Raw genomic sequence first — 16,673 nt, forward strand, 5'->3', positions numbered from 1 at the left:
TTTGTGGTGGGTGGGTTTTTTCCGGGTCGCTGCGCCGCCAGAATAATCGCCCCTTACTGCCAACCGTAGCGACGGCTATAAAAACCTTTCACTAATTGGGTCAATGTCATGTAGCCCGCCAGAATCGCAATCAGCCACGGGAAGTAGCTCAGCGGCAGCGCCTGCAATTGCAGATAGCTGGCCAGCGGCGAGAACGGTAATGCAATGCCCACCACCATCACGACCAGCGTCATTAGCATCAGCGGCCATGCGGCGCGACTTTGGATGAACGGCACGCGACGGGTACGGATCATATGCACAATCAGCGTTTGCGACAGCAGGCCCACCACGAACCAGCCCGACTGGAACAACGTCTGATGCTCTGGCGTATTGGCATGGAAGACAAACCACATCAGGCAAAAGGTCAGAATGTCAAAGATCGAGCTGATCGGCCCAAAGAAGATCATAAAGCGGCCCAGTTCAGCAGGATTCCAGCGCTGTGGTTTTTTGATCTGCTCTTCGTCGACGTTATCAAACGGAATCGCCACCTGAGATACATCGTACAGCAGGTTCTGGATCAGTAAGTGCAACGGCAACATCGGCAGGAACGGCAAAAAGGCGCTCGCCACCAGCACGCTAAACACGTTACCGAAGTTAGAACTGGCCGTCATTTTGATGTACTTCAACATGTTAGAAAAAGTACGGCGTCCTTCGATCACCCCTTCTTCCAGCACCATCAGGCTCTTTTCCAGCAGGATAATATCCGCCGCTTCACGCGCAATATCGACCGCGCCATCAACGGAGATACCGATGTCCGCCGCGCGCAGCGCCGGAGCGTCGTTGATGCCATCGCCCATAAAGCCAACTACATGGCCTTCACGCTTGAGCAGCGTAACAATGCGCTCTTTGTGCATCGGCGTCAGGCGGGCAAATAGCGTGGTGCGCTGGGCCAGTTTTGCCAGTTCGTCATCGCTTAGCCCTTCAATGCTGCTGCCAATGACCACATCGCCCGCATCCAGCCCCACTTCATGGCACACTTTTGCCGCCACCAGCTCACTATCGCCGGTGAGGATTTTCACCGTAATACCGCTGGCTTTCAGCGCTTTCAGCGCCGGCGCGGTGGTCTCTTTCGGCGGATCGAGGAACGCGATATAGCCTTCGAGGATCAGATCCGACTCATCAATACGCTGGTAATCACCTTCACGCGCGGGCAGGTACTTGGTGGCCACCGCCACGACACGCAGCCCCTGACGGTTCAGCGTATCCGTGACGCGTTTCACCCGACGCAGCATGCCCTCATCCAGGGGGACAATCTCGCCGTTGTGGCGCACCTGGGTGCAGACGCTGAGGATCTCCTGCAGCGCGCCTTTGCACACCAGCTGATGTACATCAGTTTCTTCAGCAACCACCACCGACATGCGGCGACGTTCGAAATCAAACGGGATCTCATCGATTTTTTGCCAGCGGGTAGAGAGCTGGCGGGCAGATTCTTCATCCACGCCTTCCAGCACCGCCGTATCCAGCAGATTCTTCAGCCCGGTCTGGTAATGGCTGTTCAGCCACGCGGAATGCAGAACGTGCTCGCTGGGTTTGCCGGAAATATCAGTATGATTCTCCAGCACAATTTTATCCTGGGTCAGGGTCCCGGTTTTATCGGTGCACAGGATATCCATCGCGCCAAAGTTCTGGATGGCATCAAGGTGCTTGACGATGACCTTTTGTTTAGACAGCTTCACCGCCCCGCGCGCCAGCGTCGAGGTGACGATCATCGGCAGCATTTCCGGGGTCAGCCCCACCGCAACAGACAGCGCAAACAACGCCGCCTCCCACCAGTCGCCTTTGGTATAGCCGTTAATGATGAGCACAATGGGCGCCATCACCAGCATAAAGCGGATCAGCAACATGCTGACGCGGCTGATCCCTTTCTGGAAGGCATTCTGCTCGCTTTCCTGCTCGCTGACGCGGCCCGCCAGTTGCCCGAACCAGGTGTTGGCTCCGGTCGCAATCACGATAGCCTGCGCCGTACCGCTCACCACGTTGGTGCCCATAAAGCACAGGGTATCGCACTCCAGCGGGTTGCTTTGCTGCGGGTCGCGGCTGGTTGCGACCTTCTCCACGGGCAGCGATTCACCGGTCAGCGAAGCCTGCGCCACAAACAGATCGCGCGCCTGGACGATACGTAAATCCGCCGGGATCATATCCCCTGCCGCGAGCTTAATAACATCACCGGGTACCAACTGGTCGATCGGCAGTTCAACCCAACCGTTCTCCCCTTTTTCGTTGATCACACGCAGCACCGTGGCGGTGTTGCTGACCATCGCTTTCAGCGCGTCTGCTGCTTTGGTGGAACGCGCCTCCTGCACAAAATTCAGCAGCGTCGAGATGGCGACCATCAGCGCGATGACGCCAGCAGCAAACAGATCCTCAGTGGCATAGGAAATGGCGCCAAGAATGGTCAGCAGAATATTAAACGGATTGCGGTAGCAGACCCACAGATGCACCCACCACGGCGACGGCTTCTGCGCCGGCAACTGGTTTTCGCCATGGATTTCACGAGCGCTCTCGACCTCTGTGGCGTTTAATCCTTCCGGGTGCGCGCCAAACGTTTTCCACAGCGCGGCTTCGTCCATCAACGCCATTTTCAGGCAATGTTCGCTCAGCGAGGGCGGGATCGGCGTGCTGGCAACGGTTTGCGCATTGGGCAACGGATCGCGATGCACCAGACGATGCGGTAAATGGCGGTTAAGCCGGGCAAACAGCTGGCGAGTCATATTTTTGAACATAGGCAGTCCCCCTGCGCCAGTCTTAACGGGCGCAGTAAATCCTTCAGGCGTGGCAAAGCCTTGCCTGATGGCAATTTTCAAATCACAACAGGGACGTCAGAACGTCACTGTCTTACGCATCCGGTAAGACAGTGATAGGCAGGCTTACCGGAAAGTTTTGTTTCTCCGTCTCGGGAGAGGGGTGGGATCGGGATCCATATAGCCTCCGGTAAGTGAAAGATAAGCGCTGCGGATTATACGCAGAAAACCATAAGGTTTGTGGCAATTATGGCGGTATGATAAATCATAGAAACTAAACCAAACGTATACCAGACTTTGCCCATTGCGCTGTGCTTGAGTAAAGTTATTCTCTTTTGGCATAACTTCACACGCGACACGGGAAAACAGGATGCAAAATCGGCTGACCATTAAAGACATCGCCCGCTTAAGCGGTGTGGGGAAATCCACGGTTTCCCGCGTTCTCAACAACGAAAGTGGCGTCAGCGAACGTACTCGTGAACGCGTCGAAGCGGTGATGAATCAGCACGGTTTTTCCCCTTCCCGCTCCGCACGCGCCATGCGTGGGCAAAGCGACAAGGTGGTGGCGATTATTGTCACGCGCCTGGATTCTCTTTCAGAAAATCTCGCCGTACAGACCATGCTGCCCGCTTTTTATGAGCAGGGTTACGATCCGATCATGATGGAAAGCCAGTTCTCGCCTGAACTGGTCGAAGAGCATCTGGGCATGCTCAGACGCCGCAATATTGACGGTGTGGTGCTGTTTGGTTTTACCGGCATTACCGAAACGATGCTCACCTCCTGGCAGGATTCTCTGGTACTGCTGGCCAGAGATGCCAAAGGCTTTGCCTCCGTCTGCTATGACGATGAGGGTGCTATTCATAACCTGATGCAGCGTTTATACGATCGCGACCACCGCCATATTAGCTTTCTTGGTGTTCCCCATAGCGATGTGACCACTGGTAAGCGCCGTCATGAAGCCTACCTGGCATTCTGTAAGAAACACAAACTGCATCCGGTTGCCGCACTGCCGGGTCTGGCCATGAAGCAGGGTTATGAGCAGGCCGCCAGTGTCATCACCCCGGAAACCACCGCCTTAGTCTGTGCAACGGATACCCTTGCCCTTGGGGTCAGCAAATATCTGCAGGAGCAGCGGATTGAAAATCTGCAGTTGGCGAGTGTGGGCAGCACACCGCTGATGAAATTCCTCCATCCGGAAATTATCACCGTCGATCCAGGCTACGCTGAGGCCGGACGACAAGCGGCCTCACAGCTGATCGAGCAGATCAACGGCCGTAGCGAACTGCGACAAATCGTTATTCCCTCCACCCTCGCCTGATCGCTTTCTGAGCGCTAATTTGTGATCTTCGCTGCGTTTCGGGAACGTTCCCATTTTTAAATATTCATCGAAGAGATACTCTGGCGGCAGGTCAACAACAGGGCTTAATAATGAGCAAAGTAAAACAAGCAGACATCGACCGGCTGATTGAGCTGGTAGGCGGGCGCGACAATATCGCTACGGTGAGTCACTGCATCACTCGCCTGCGTTTTGTACTGAATCAGCCTGCGAATGCCAGGCCAAAAGAGATCGAGCAGTTGCCGATGGTCAAAGGCTGCTTCACCAACGCCGGGCAGTTTCAGGTAGTGATTGGCACCGAGGTGGGCGATTACTACAAAGCACTGCTGGCAACCACCGGCCAGGCCAGTGCCGACAAAGAGCAGGCGAAAAAAGCCGCGCGGCAGAACATGAAGTGGCATGAACAGCTGATTTCCCATTTTGCAGAGATCTTCTTCCCTCTGCTGCCAGCGCTGATTAGCGGCGGCTTGATCTTGGGTTTTCGCAATGTAATCGGCGATCTGCCAATGAGTAACGGGCAGACGCTGGCGCAGATGCATCCGTCGCTGAAAACTCTCTACGACTTCCTGTGGCTAATTGGCGAAGCGATCTTCTTCTATCTGCCTGTCGGGATCTGCTGGTCAGCGGTGAAGAAAATGGGCGGCACGCCGATCCTCGGTATTGTGCTGGGCGTTACGCTGGTTTCGCCACAGCTGATGAACGCCTATCTGCTCGGTCAGCAGGTACCGGAAGTGTGGAACTTCGGCCTGTTCAGCATTGAGAAAGTGGGCTACCAGGCGCAGGTTATTCCGGCCCTGCTGGCCGGTCTGGCGCTCGGGTTTATTGAAACGCGCCTGAAACGCATCGTCCCGGATTATCTGTATCTGGTGATCGTCCCGGTGTGCTCGCTGATCCTCGCGGTGTTCCTTGCGCACGCCTTTATCGGTCCGTTTGGCCGCATGATCGGCGACGGCGTGGCGTTCGCGGTTCGTCATCTGATGACCGGCAGCTTTGCGCCGATTGGCGCGGCGTTGTTCGGCTTCCTGTATGCGCCGCTGGTGATCACCGGCGTACACCAGACCACGCTGGCTATCGACATGCAGATGATCCAGAGCATGGGCGGTACGCCGGTATGGCCGCTGATTGCGCTGTCAAACATCGCTCAGGCTTCTGCGGTGGTCGGCATCATTATCTCCAGCCGCAAACACAATGAACGCGAAATATCAGTACCTGCGGCGATCTCGGCTTATCTCGGGGTAACGGAACCGGCGATGTATGGCATCAACCTGAAATACCGCTTCCCGATGCTGTGCGCGATGATCGGCTCCGGTCTCGCCGGTCTGCTGTGCGGCCTGAACGGCGTGATGGCGAACGGCATTGGCGTCGGCGGCCTGCCGGGTATCCTCTCCATTCAGCCGACTTACTGGCAGGTATTTGGCATGGCGATGGTCATCGCGATTGTTATCCCGATGGTACTGACCTCATTCGTCTACCAGCGTAAATACCGTCAGGGCACATTACAGATTGTTTAACTTTTCTTCGGGGCGCAGTTGCGCCCCATCGTATCTCCAGGAAACAGCAATGAATATTCCACACTGGTGGCAAAACGGCGTTATCTATCAGGTGTACCCCAAAAGCTTTCAGGACACCACTGGCAGCGGCACGGGTGATTTGCGCGGCGTGACGCAGCGCCTCGACTATCTGCAAAAACTGGGCGTTGATGCCATCTGGTTGACACCCTTCTACATTTCGCCGCAGGTTGATAACGGCTATGACGTCGCCGACTACATGTCTGTCGATCCGGCTTACGGCACGCTTGCAGACTTTGACGAACTGGTAGCAGCGGCGAAAGCGCGCGGCATACGCATTATTCTGGATATGGTGTTTAACCACACCTCAACCCAGCATTCCTGGTTTCGTGAGGCGCTGGATAAAGACAGCCCGTATCGTCAGTTTTATCTCTGGCGCGACGGCGAACCGACCACCCCGCCGAACAACTGGCAGTCAAAATTTGGCGGCAGCGCCTGGGGCTGGCACGCCGAAAGCGAGCAGTATTATCTGCATCTCTTTGCCCCAGAGCAGGCCGACCTGAACTGGGAAAACCCGGCGGTACGCGCCGAGCTGAAAAAAGTCTGCGAGTTCTGGGCCGATCGCGGCGTGGACGGCCTGCGCCTCGACGTAGTCAATCTTATCTCCAAAGATCAGGACTTCCCGAACGATCCCGACGGCGATGGCCGCCGTTTTTATACCGACGGCCCGCGCGCGCATGAGTTTTTACGCGAGATGAACCGCGACGTCTTCACCCCACGTAGCCTGATGACGGTCGGCGAAATGTCTTCCACCACGCTGGAAAATTGTCAGCAATACGCCGCGCTGGACGGCAGCGAACTGTCGATGACCTTTAACTTCCACCACCTGAAAGTGGATTATCCCAACGGTGAAAAATGGACGTTAGCCAAACCGGACTACGTGGCGCTCAAAACTCTGTTCCGCCACTGGCAGCAAGGGATGCACAATCAGGCATGGAACGCGCTTTTCTGGTGTAACCACGACCAGCCGCGCATCGTGTCGCGTTTTGGCGAGGAAGGGAAATACCGTGTGCCAGCCGCCAAAATGCTGGCGATGGTGCTGCACGGCATGCAGGGCACGCCCTATATCTACCAGGGGGAAGAGATTGGCATGACCAACCCGCACTTCCGCCAGATTACCGATTACCGCGACGTAGAAAGCCTTAACATGTTCGCCGAATTGAACGGCCAGGGGCGCGACGCCGAAGAGCTGCTGGCGATCCTCGCCAGTAAATCCCGCGATAACAGCCGTACGCCGATGCAATGGGACGGCAGCAAACATGCCGGATTTACCCAGGCCGAGCCGTGGATCGCGCTGTGCGACAACGCGACGGATATTAACGTGGCGGCCGCGCTTGATGACGCCGATTCCGTGTTTTACACCTATCAGAAGCTGATCGCCTTGCGCAAAACGGAGCCGATTATTACCTGGGGCGACTACCAGGATCTGTTACCAGACAGCCCACACGTATGGTGTTATCAGCGCGAATGGCAAGGACAGCGGCTGCTGGTCATTGCCAACCTGAGCGATACCTTCCAGAACTGGCAACCGACTCATACCAACGGAAACTGGCAGGTGCTTATGCACAACTATGCCGAGGTCGCCAGCCAACCTGGTGACATGACGCTGCGTCCTTTTGAAGCCGTCTGGTGGGTGCAAAAATAGCTTGCAATCTCTTGTTAGCCCGGTGCGTATAGCGCTGCCGGGCGTTGTTGCCTACGTCCAGCTTACCTTCCTGTTTTTGCTGAATAAATAATCAGAATTTTCCAAGGGTAATTTACAATCGGCTGTAGCGCCCGTCATCTGTACGCTCCGATTTTTACTTTGCGCTACATCAAAAAAATCGTAAACATCCTTGATGCAAATCACTACATATAGAACTTAAAATGCACGCCGACCCAATATGTTGTATTAATCGCCTATAATTGCTACAACTACAATGCACCGCTTCACGGTGGGATTGTGGATAACGTGGGTCAGGATTGCGGGAAGTCATTGGCAATAGACATGAATAAAGCCGTGGACGCTTCCCCAACCTCTGTGGATAACCTGTTCTTATAAATATGGAGTGATCATGACACCGCATGTGATGAAACGAGATGGCTGTAAAGTGCCGTTTAAATCAGAGCGCATCAAAGAAGCCATTCTGCGTGCAGCTAAAGCAGCGGGAGTCGATGACGCAGATTACTGTGCCACCGTCGCAGAAGTCGTTAGTAGTCTGATGAATGAGCGCAGCCAGGTCGATATCAACGAGATCCAGACAGCGGTAGAAAACCAGCTGATGTCTGGCCCGTACAAACAACTCGCCCGTGCGTACATCGAATATCGCCACGACCGTGATATCCAGCGTGAAAAACGTGGCCGTCTGAACCAGGAAATTCGTGGTCTGGTTGAGCAAACCAATTCTGCTCTGCTGAACGAAAACGCCAACAAAGACAGTAAAGTGATCCCGACCCAGCGCGACCTGCTGGCCGGTATCGTCGCCAAACACTATGCGCGCCAACACCTGCTGCCGCGTGATGTAGTCCAGGCGCACGAGCGTGGTGATATTCACTATCACGATCTCGACTACTCGCCGTTCTTCCCGATGTTCAACTGCATGCTGATCGACCTGAAAGGCATGCTGACGCAGGGCTTTAAGATGGGTAACGCGGAGATTGAACCGCCAAAATCCATCTCTACCGCGACCGCCGTGACCGCGCAAATTATCGCGCAGGTTGCCAGCCATATTTATGGCGGTACCACCATTAACCGTATTGACGAGGTTCTCGCGCCGTTCGTGACCGAGAGCTTTAATAAACATCGTAAAACCGCTGAAGAATGGCAGATCCCGGACGCCGACGGTTATGCCCATTCTCGTACCGAGAAAGAGTGCTACGACGCATTCCAGTCCCTCGAATATGAAGTGAACACCCTGCATACCGCCAACGGTCAGACGCCGTTCGTCACCTTTGGTTTTGGCCTGGGAACCAGTTGGGAATCGCGTTTGATTCAGCAGTCTATTCTACGTAACCGCATTGCTGGCCTGGGTAAAAACCGTAAAACCGCGGTGTTCCCGAAACTGGTGTTCGCGATTCGCGATGGTCTGAACCACAAGTTTGGCGATCCAAACTACGATATCAAGCAGCTGGCGCTGGAGTGCGCGAGCAAGCGTATGTATCCGGACATCCTGAACTACGATCAGGTGGTCAAAGTCACCGGTTCGTTCAAAACACCAATGGGCTGCCGCAGCTTCCTCGGCGTGTGGGAAAACGAGAACGGTGAACAGGTTCACGATGGTCGCAACAACCTCGGCGTTATCAGCCTCAACCTGCCGCGTATCGCGCTGGAAGCCCATGGCGATGAAGCCACCTTCTGGAAACTGCTCGACGACCGTCTGGTGCTGGCGCGTAAAGCGCTGATGACCCGTATCGCGCGTCTGGAAGGCGTAAAAGCCCGCGTTGCACCCATTCTGTATATGGAAGGTGCCTGCGGCGTGCGTCTGAAAGCGGACGATGACGTGTCTGAAATCTTTAAAAACGGTCGCGCATCTATCTCTCTGGGCTACATCGGTATTCACGAAACCATCAACGCGCTGTTTGGCGACAAGCATGTGTATGACAGCGAGCAGCTGCGCGCCAAAGGTATCGCCATTGTGGAACGCCTGCGTCAGGCGGTCGATCAATGGAAAGATGAGACTGGCTACGGCTTTAGCCTGTACAGCACGCCGAGTGAAAACCTGTGTGACCGCTTCTGCCGTCTGGATACCGCCGAGTTTGGCGTAGTGCCAGGCGTAACCGACAAAGGTTACTACACCAACAGCTTCCACCTCGACGTGGAGAAGAAGGTGAACCCGTACGATAAGATCGATTTCGAAGCGCCATATCCGCCGCTGGCGAGCGGGGGCTTCATTTGCTACGGCGAATACCCGAATATTCAGCACAACCTGAAAGCCCTGGAAGATGTTTGGGATTACAGCTATCAGCACGTGCCGTATTACGGAACCAACACGCCAATCGATGAGTGCTACGAGTGCGGCTTTACCGGTGAGTTCGAGTGCACCAGCAAAGGCTTCACCTGCCCGAAATGTGGTAACCACGACGCCGCGCGCGTGTCGGTCACCCGCCGCGTGTGCGGTTATTTAGGCAGCCCGGACGCACGTCCGTTTAACGCCGGCAAACAGGAAGAAGTGAAGCGCCGCGTGAAGCATTTAGGCAATGGGCAGATCGGTTAATTTCCGTTTGCAAAGACCGTAGGCCTGATAAGACGCAATCGCGTCGTCATCAGGCATCACAATGTTGCCGGATGCGGTGCAAGCACCTTATCCGGCCTACATGCTTTCTGGACACCCGCTATGCGCTACCATCAATACTATCCCGTCGATATCGTCAACGGCCCAGGAACCCGCTGTACCCTGTTTGTGTCAGGGTGCGTGCACGAATGCCCCGGCTGCTATAACAAAAGCACCTGGCGGCTCAATTCCGGCGAGCCGTTTACCAAAGAGATGGAAGATAAGATCATTGCCGATCTGAACGACACGCGTATTCACCGTCAGGGGATCTCGCTGTCGGGTGGCGATCCCCTGCATCCGCAAAACGTGCCGGATATCCTGCAACTGGTACAGCGTATTCACGCTGAGTGTCCGGGGAAAGATATCTGGGTGTGGACCGGCTACAAGCTTGATGAACTCAACGCCGCGCAAATGCAGGTGGTCGATCTCATCAACGTGCTGGTCGATGGTAAATTTGTGCAGGACCTGAAAGACCCGGCGCTCATCTGGCGCGGCAGCAGCAACCAGGTTGTACATCATTTGCGTTGATCGCTAAAGCCGTTTGTTTGCATCGTGATAGACGGCTGAATGTTCTCGCTTGCCGACCGCGACAACAAACACAATCACAACTGCATCCCGAACCTGGTACACCAGACGATAGCCGGACGATTTAAGCTTAATTTTATAGCAGTCAGGAAGACCGTTTAAACGGGCAGAGTCAATTCTGGGGTTCAATAGCACATCTGCCAACTTTTTCTTAAACTGAGCCTTCACCGTATCGCCCAGCTTATGCCACTCTTTTAAGGCCCTCGGGTCGAATTCCAGTTCATAAGTCATCCAGACTAACCTTGATTCCCTTTTGCGGACAAGACAACCTCTCCCGAACTGTCTGAATCAGTGCATCTTCACTGTCGCTAAGAGTGACAGTTTTCACTGGCATGCGCCCCGTTTCCGCGACGTACTGGAACAGTAATCGCACGGCTTCCGTTGGAGTAATGTTCAGTTTTTCCAGCACGGCATAAGCCTCATTTTTGAGTTTGTCATCCAGACGGACGTTCAGCGTGGCCATTATGCCTCCAGTAGAATCGAATGTGTAATGCAGTTTAGCATTACATTCGCATTACATCGAACTCTGGATAACACCTCTCAAAAACGACTCACGCACTCCATCGCGACCGTTTTGAACTCGGTGAAATTCCGGCACGCGCAGAGCCGCGTCATGGCGCGTTCGCGCAGGAAAGTGACGAAAATATCGTAGATAGCCATCGCTTCTTCGTATTCGCTTTTGCTGATGGCGAGCAGGAAGATCACGTGCGCCATTTCATCGCCCCAGGCAATTCCCTGCGGGGCGAGGATGGTGTAGACCACCGTTTTCTTTGCCAACAGACCGAGGGAGTGCGGCAGGGCGATGCCGTCACCCAGCATAGTGCTGACGATGGCCTCACGCTCGACAACCGAATCAAGAAACTCCGCATCGACAAAGCCTTCATCCTGCAACTGACGGCATAATGTATTGAACAACGTTTGTTGATCCATTGGGCCATCGATAACGCGGAAATGGGCGGCATCGAAAAATTTGTTCAGCATCCACGGACGGGTTCTGTCGACCAGCACCAGTTTGCCAATCTGCTCCAGTTGATAATCGGTAGGGAACGGCGCAATCATCACCACAGGCTTATCTTTTTCTCCGATTCGCGCGGTCGAAATCACGAAGTCTTCGCTGATGCTTTCCCGCTGTTCGTAGTCGCGCAGCGTCACGGTATCGACGATTTCTATCTGCGGATATTTACGCGCCAGCACCGCTTCAATCATCCGCGCCATCGCATTTCCGGCATCGCATACCAGCAGAACTTTCGGTTGCCTTTGATAACCAATGTTGTAACTACGCTCCAGCCCAACACCGATATGCAGGACGAGGAAACCAATCTCATTTTCACTGATGGTGTACGGCGTATATTTGCCCCATCCCGAGACGGCGGCCAGCGTCATATCCCATGCCATCGGATAGTGCTGTTTAATATTTTCCAGTAGCGGATTGGGGATCATTATCTGGTAGCGCACCCGGGTGATCATCGTTTTAATATGCGTCAGCAGGTCAGCATGTAACTGTTTGTCATTCAACAGGTTGTAGTTGTACTGGCTATTGATAAAACGCAGGATGTAATTGACCAACGCTTCATCATCATCCGCATTAATAGCACTGGGGGCGATCTCCTGAACCTGACGGGCGGCAATATGCACCTGCAGCCAGTTCTCTTCAGAAATGGAGAGCGGTTTATCCGCCAACCGATGCAATACCGCCGCGATTTCCCGCGTGGCCAGGCATACAGATTGATCGGCTTCCTCTGCGGCAAATTCCGGTAGCGGATACCCTTCGCTAATCCGCCGTACTGCCACCGCGCAGTACAAGCGCAAAAACAGCTCGCCCTCATCGGTCAGGCGGATATGGAAACGGGAAAAAATGTCCTGCAAAACGGGTTGCAGTTGCTCAGGGATCCCGGCGTTCAATGCTTCTTCGGTCACCAATGGGTGCTGCAGATCCTGCTGTGCCAGCATCCACAGCAGATCGGTCAAACAGGCGCGGATCGCCATCTCGCTGCCGAACAGCTTCATGCCATGACGGGGGCGCGTTTCCAGCGTCAGGTGATAACGTTGCAGATGCTCGCGCACCTCAGCCATATCGTTTTGCAGCGTCGCGCGGCTGATAAACCATTCATCAGCCAAATCTTCCAGCTTCAGCGAAAAGGCCGACGTCAGAAAGCGAGCTATCAGCCAGTGAACCCGTTCCTGGCTGGTGCGTGGGATACGCAGCAACGTGTCGGGCTGCTGCGTCTGCAGGGCATGAAAACTTGCCGGATCGTCAATTTTGAGCTGATAACCGTTACCCCGGCTGAGGACAAACTGCGCGCCATACTGGGTGAGCAGCGCGTTTAACGCGGTGATGTCCGCCCGTACGGTGCGTGTGGAAACCGACAACCGCTGCGCCAGCTCGTCCTGTGGAAGCGCTTCGTTTTGCAACATGCCAAATAGCTGCGCTAAACGTTGGTTGGGGAATCGCACGTCAGTTTCCTCATCAGTCAATTAACCTACGCAGGCCCGGGCCATCGCCATCAGTTGGCGTACGTCGTCCGGACGGGTGTTACCACTCACCTTATCAATAATCGAACTATAGATGTGAGGAATGATTTTGCTCACTCCGGCATCGAGGGCGATCTGCAGGATTTCACTGAAATTATCCAGATCGATCCCGCCCGTTGGCTCCAGCCAGAAGTCATGACGCGCGCAGGCCTGGGCGACCGCGATGTATTCGTCACGGCATTGCAGGCCGCCCATCGGGAAGTATTTAATTGAGCTACCGCCCATATCTTTGAGCAGCGCAATGGCGGTTTCTACCGGCACAATGCCGTCCGGTTCTTTGCTGCTTAGCGGACCGGTGGAAATCTTTACCAGCCCCGGCGTACCGGTTGGTGAAACCAGACCGTTGACCACCGTGTCCTGCTGGCCCAATAGCGCACGACTGGTCGCCACGCCGGTAAAGACCTGATTAACATGCTGTGGTTGCATCTGACGGGAAATTTCACTGACCATCGCCGACTGGTTAGGATCGCCCGCCCCCAGCCCCACGGAGAGCGCATTGTCGATAAGCGCCGCGTATTCACGCATATCCGTTACCGCGCTTGCGACATCCGGGTAATTTTTTGACAATACGCCAACCAGCACGTGCCCTTCCGCAGCCGCGTAAATCTCCTGAGCATTTTCTTTGGAGCCTGCCAGTACGTTCAGGCAGACGCGGTCGCGATAAAAGTTAGGGATCAGTTTCATGCTTTTTTCTCCTGCGAAATCACTTCATCAATTCGACGGGCCACAATCTCCAGTTGCGCGCGATCAACGCTACGCACATCGGCTTCGATAATGCCTTCGTTGGCTTTGTAACCACGGAAGTAAATCGCGTACTCCCCTTGCTTCAGCGCGTCGACCAGTTCGCCAGTGGCAATCCCGGTTACCGCTTCGTCAAACTTAATTTCCGTGCGCGCGATGTCGCGCCCTGCACTGTCCCACACCACGCGGGCGCTCACACCGTGAAGCTGATTCAAGGTATTAATAAACGGCGTCATTTTCTCGACCATTTCCGCACCGCTCTCTTTCTGCGCATTGAGGTACAGTTCAATAGCGCAGGTCAGGCCAAGTATTCCCTCTTTACCCACCTTCATTGCCCGGCCAATACCCGCCGTTTGACGTTTTACCCACTCAACGTATTGAGTTTTACCGATCACCAGACCGCTGGTTGGCCCTTCAATTGCCTTCGCACCGCTATAGATAACGAGATCTGCGCCCACGCGGTAGTAGCACTGCAAATCTTCTTCCGCCGCCGCGTCCACAATCAGCGGTAGATTATGCGTGCGCGCCACCACCGCAGCCTGCTCCACGCTGAGCATACTTTTCTGTACGCAGTGGTGAGATTTGATATACAGAATGGCCGCGGTGCGCGGTGTGATGGCTGCCGCTAACTGCGCTGCGGAACATTCGTTGGCATAACCGGCTTCTACGACCTTGCCGCCGCCAAGCGCTACCATGGTGCCCACCGGCGCGCCAAAGTTGACGTTGTGGCCTCTGGGCAACACGATTTCGTTGTTGTCGATGGGCGTGACGTGCAGGTTCTCCAGCAGCCAGTCGCTGTCTTTAACCAGCACAGCCGCGACCGACTGGGCAATCCCGGCCGAAGCGCAGGAGACAACGGTTGCCCCTTCCACTTCCAGCAATTTCGCGATGTAGTCACCGGTTTTATTCACCAGGTCTTTCATCTCAAAGTATTGGTTCATCCCGGCCATTGCGGCCTCAACCACTTCGGGTCGCGGCGTAGACACACCGAGCGCCGTCATGCGTCCTGAAGTGTTAATCACCTGTTTTAAATTGTATTTTTCAAAAATCGAAGGCATGTTCCGCGCTCCCTTGTTCGGTCATATAGCCCTTGCCCGCACGTATTGCGGCAAGCGGCACCAGCAGTTGTTCAGCCTGCAGGCTGTCATTTTCGGCATCTACCAGCACGGTTGGCTGGCGTTTCAGCGTAAAGAGGGTTAAATCGGCATCCAGACCGACCTGCAGTCGCCCCTTCTGTTTCAGGCGCAGACCATCGGCAGCATGGGCGGTAACGCATTCAATGACCTGCGGAAGCGACATGCCAATGGCGAGGAATTTCGACATTACATTCGCCAGGGAATGCACCGGGCCGCTGATACGGTTACGACAGTAAATATCGGAGCTGATGGTGTGCGGCAAAATGCCCAGGCTGATGGCGCGTTTCGCCACTGCAAAGCTCAGACTGGCAGTGCCATGCCCAACGTCCAGACGCACGCCGCGTGAAATCGCCCGCGTTACTGACGCCCGCAACTCACCTTGCGGCGTCAGAATGCGGTTCGGCTTACCGTTGTAGCAGTGGGTAATAATGTCGCCCGCGGTGAGGCGTTCGGCGATCTCATCCAGATCCGGCGGGTTGTTGCCGATGTGCACCATCAGCGGCAGGCCACCGTTCTGGGCCTGCATCGCTTTGGCGCGCTCCAGCGGCGTGATGCCGTTAACCCCTACCACACTGCTGCTCATGCGCGCCTTCAGGCCGACGATAAAGTCCGGGTGACGTTTCACCGCCTGCCGCACCGCATCGGCGTCAATATTGGCCATGTTAGCCAGCTCGTTTTGGGCAATAAGCCCAACGCGTGAAACATTCAGCAGCGCATAAACCTCGGTGGCCGCGTCACGAGTCAGCGTGTAAAAATCGTCAATATCATCAGCGCCTGTGCTACCGGCATCCACCACGGTGGTAACGCCAGTGGCAACACCCACACTGTCCGGTTCGTCATGGTAAATCGGCGATTTCGGGTAGCAGTGAACGTGAGAATCAATCCAACCCGCGCTAACGTAACATTCGCCGCGCAGGTCAATGGTTTTCAGCGCCGGACCATCAACGTCACCCAACGCCGCGATTTTGCCATCCTGAAGGGCAATATTAGTCAGCGTGTCATCGACCAGACGCGCATGGCGCAGGAGTAAATCAAACATCGTTCTCTCCTTTGCCGGATGGCGGCGTAACCGCTTTATCCGGCCTACAAATCAACCGTTAGCTAATGGCAATCGGGAAGATGGAACCGAGGATCATCGCGCCGAGAATCGCCCCGCCGGTGATCGGTTTTTGCCAGATATAAAACAGCAGCGCACCCAGCAGTGAACCGACGCCAATCGGAATGGAGGCCGTCATCGCACTGAGGATAATCAAGGGACCGAGGAAGCGGCCAGAAGCGTTACCGGCCCCCATCATCACGTCCGCTCCGTAGGTTGAGTCGCTCTGATTGATGGTGAACTTACGCGCCAGAATGATGATGTAGCCAATCGCCAGACCAATCACCAGGCCGGTGACCAGCGAGGCAGCGAAGTTGGCGACCGGGAAGATAATGCCCGCGCCCAGCAGCAGCGCCGGAACGCCTAACCCGACCCCGGTCTGGATCGCCCCGCCGATATCCAGAATCCCCACCAGCGAACCTTCAATGATGCGGGCAAACAGGAAGCTGGCGCCAAATGCCGCTACCGCCCCGTAGGAGCCGGTGTCCATTCCCGCTTTCAACATCGCCACGAACGCCACTTCGTTGAATGCGCCGATACCGTACAGGTAGTACATGTGCGTTCCGGCAAACACGCCGGATGAGAGCAGACCAACAAAGATCGGGAATGACCAGTCGGCGAACCAAAAACCTTTATTCTGTTCCATGAT

General features: G+C 55.1%; 14 protein-coding genes. 5 read left to right on the forward strand and 9 right to left on the reverse strand.

Translation table 11 applies throughout. The annotated features are described in order from the left end of the window. Nucleotides 1-53: 53 nt before the first annotated feature. Entirely contained in the window at nt 54-2,762 is a 2,709-nt protein-coding gene (gene mgtA, locus FHD02_RS11960; protein ID WP_375336883.1) for a magnesium-translocating P-type ATPase, read from the reverse strand. A 144-nt stretch (nt 2,763-2,906) separates the two neighbouring features. After that, nucleotides 2,907-2,960: a mgtA regulatory leader peptide MgtL gene (mgtL, locus tag FHD02_RS11965; protein ID WP_137350111.1), complete on the reverse strand. Its 54-nt coding sequence runs from the start codon at nt 2,958-2,960 to the stop codon at nt 2,907-2,909. 190 nt (nt 2,961-3,150) lie between these two features. On the opposite strand from mgtL, the gene treR reads away from it, so the two are divergent. The 5 genes from treR to nrdG all read left to right on the forward strand — a co-directional run bounded on the left by treR (nt 3,151) and on the right by nrdG (nt 10,462). After that, entirely contained in the window at nt 3,151-4,098 is a 948-nt protein-coding gene (gene treR, locus FHD02_RS11970) for a trehalose operon repressor TreR (RefSeq protein WP_042312708.1), read from the forward strand. A 110-nt stretch (nt 4,099-4,208) separates the two neighbouring features. Further along, on the forward strand, nt 4,209-5,627 hold the full coding sequence (gene treB / locus FHD02_RS11975) for a PTS trehalose transporter subunit IIBC (RefSeq protein WP_042312710.1): 1,419 nt from the start codon (nt 4,209-4,211) through the stop codon (nt 5,625-5,627). Between the two features lie 49 nt (nt 5,628-5,676). Beyond that, nucleotides 5,677-7,329: an alpha,alpha-phosphotrehalase gene (treC, locus tag FHD02_RS11980; protein WP_220393898.1), complete on the forward strand. Its 1,653-nt coding sequence runs from the start codon at nt 5,677-5,679 to the stop codon at nt 7,327-7,329. A 409-nt stretch (nt 7,330-7,738) separates the two neighbouring features. After that, the gene (gene nrdD, locus FHD02_RS11985) at nt 7,739-9,877 is read left to right on the forward strand and encodes an anaerobic ribonucleoside-triphosphate reductase (protein WP_038636715.1); all 2,139 of its coding nucleotides are present in this window, start codon (nt 7,739-7,741) and stop codon (nt 9,875-9,877) included. Between the two features lie 120 nt (nt 9,878-9,997). Then, a complete protein-coding gene (nrdG, locus tag FHD02_RS11990; RefSeq protein ID WP_079225613.1) occupies nt 9,998-10,462 on the forward strand; it encodes an anaerobic ribonucleoside-triphosphate reductase-activating protein in 465 nt (154 codons plus the stop codon). Between the two features lie 3 nt (nt 10,463-10,465). On the opposite strand, the gene FHD02_RS11995 is transcribed toward nrdG, so the two are convergent. The 7 genes from FHD02_RS11995 to FHD02_RS12025 all read right to left on the reverse strand — a co-directional run bounded on the left by FHD02_RS11995 (nt 10,466) and on the right by FHD02_RS12025 (nt 16,670). Next, complete coding sequence (locus FHD02_RS11995) at nt 10,466-10,750, reverse strand: type II toxin-antitoxin system RelE/ParE family toxin (RefSeq protein WP_137360184.1); 285 nt, start codon at nt 10,748-10,750, stop codon at nt 10,466-10,468. Continuing rightward, complete coding sequence (locus FHD02_RS12000) at nt 10,740-10,982, reverse strand: type II toxin-antitoxin system RelB/DinJ family antitoxin (RefSeq protein WP_080203603.1); 243 nt, start codon at nt 10,980-10,982, stop codon at nt 10,740-10,742. The genes FHD02_RS11995 and FHD02_RS12000 overlap by 11 nt, the downstream gene beginning before the upstream one ends. A 77-nt stretch (nt 10,983-11,059) precedes the next feature. After that, complete coding sequence (locus FHD02_RS12005) at nt 11,060-12,973, reverse strand: BglG family transcription antiterminator (protein WP_137360185.1); 1,914 nt, start codon at nt 12,971-12,973, stop codon at nt 11,060-11,062. 21 nt (nt 12,974-12,994) lie between these two features. Further along, the gene (locus FHD02_RS12010; protein ID WP_137360186.1) at nt 12,995-13,735 is read right to left on the reverse strand and encodes a KDGP aldolase family protein; all 741 of its coding nucleotides are present in this window, start codon (nt 13,733-13,735) and stop codon (nt 12,995-12,997) included. Continuing rightward, nucleotides 13,732-14,850: a DgaE family pyridoxal phosphate-dependent ammonia lyase gene (locus FHD02_RS12015; protein WP_220393899.1), complete on the reverse strand. Its 1,119-nt coding sequence runs from the start codon at nt 14,848-14,850 to the stop codon at nt 13,732-13,734. The genes FHD02_RS12010 and FHD02_RS12015 overlap by 4 nt, the downstream gene beginning before the upstream one ends. Continuing rightward, nucleotides 14,834-15,967 (reverse strand): amidohydrolase/deacetylase family metallohydrolase, encoded by a 1,134-nt coding sequence (locus tag FHD02_RS12020; protein ID WP_137360188.1) that lies wholly within the window; start codon nt 15,965-15,967, stop codon nt 14,834-14,836. Before FHD02_RS12020 ends, FHD02_RS12015 begins: the two co-directional genes overlap by 17 nt. 58 nt (nt 15,968-16,025) lie before the next feature. Continuing rightward, nucleotides 16,026-16,670, reverse strand: a complete 645-nt coding sequence (locus FHD02_RS12025) for a DUF4310 family protein (protein WP_038636652.1) — start codon at nt 16,668-16,670, stop codon at nt 16,026-16,028. Nucleotides 16,671-16,673 lie beyond the last annotated feature (3 nt).

Source organism: Citrobacter sp. EC_71 (genome assembly GCF_019584005.1).
GTDB lineage: Bacteria > Pseudomonadota > Gammaproteobacteria > Enterobacterales > Enterobacteriaceae > Citrobacter > Citrobacter werkmanii.

Bases quoted from the DNA above. Each gene is read 5' to 3' on its own strand.
- mgtA (WP_375336883.1), bottom strand. From the start codon at position 2,762: ATGTTCAAAAATATGACTCGCCAGCTGTTTGCCCGGCTTAACCGCCAT.
- treR (WP_042312708.1), top strand. From the start codon at position 3,151: ATGCAAAATCGGCTGACCATTAAAGACATCGCCCGCTTAAGCGGTGTG.
- treB (WP_042312710.1), top strand. From the start codon at position 4,209: ATGAGCAAAGTAAAACAAGCAGACATCGACCGGCTGATTGAGCTGGTA.
- treC (WP_220393898.1), top strand. From the start codon at position 5,677: ATGAATATTCCACACTGGTGGCAAAACGGCGTTATCTATCAGGTGTAC.
- nrdD (WP_038636715.1), top strand. From the start codon at position 7,739: ATGACACCGCATGTGATGAAACGAGATGGCTGTAAAGTGCCGTTTAAA.
- nrdG (WP_079225613.1), top strand. From the start codon at position 9,998: ATGCGCTACCATCAATACTATCCCGTCGATATCGTCAACGGCCCAGGA.
- FHD02_RS11995 (WP_137360184.1), bottom strand. From the start codon at position 10,750: ATGACTTATGAACTGGAATTCGACCCGAGGGCCTTAAAAGAGTGGCAT.
- FHD02_RS12000 (WP_080203603.1), bottom strand. From the start codon at position 10,982: ATGGCCACGCTGAACGTCCGTCTGGATGACAAACTCAAAAATGAGGCT.
- FHD02_RS12010 (WP_137360186.1), bottom strand. From the start codon at position 13,735: ATGAAACTGATCCCTAACTTTTATCGCGACCGCGTCTGCCTGAACGTA.
- FHD02_RS12015 (WP_220393899.1), bottom strand. From the start codon at position 14,850: ATGCCTTCGATTTTTGAAAAATACAATTTAAAACAGGTGATTAACACT.
- FHD02_RS12020 (WP_137360188.1), bottom strand. From the start codon at position 15,967: ATGTTTGATTTACTCCTGCGCCATGCGCGTCTGGTCGATGACACGCTG.
- FHD02_RS12025 (WP_038636652.1), bottom strand. From the start codon at position 16,670: ATGGAACAGAATAAAGGTTTTTGGTTCGCCGACTGGTCATTCCCGATC.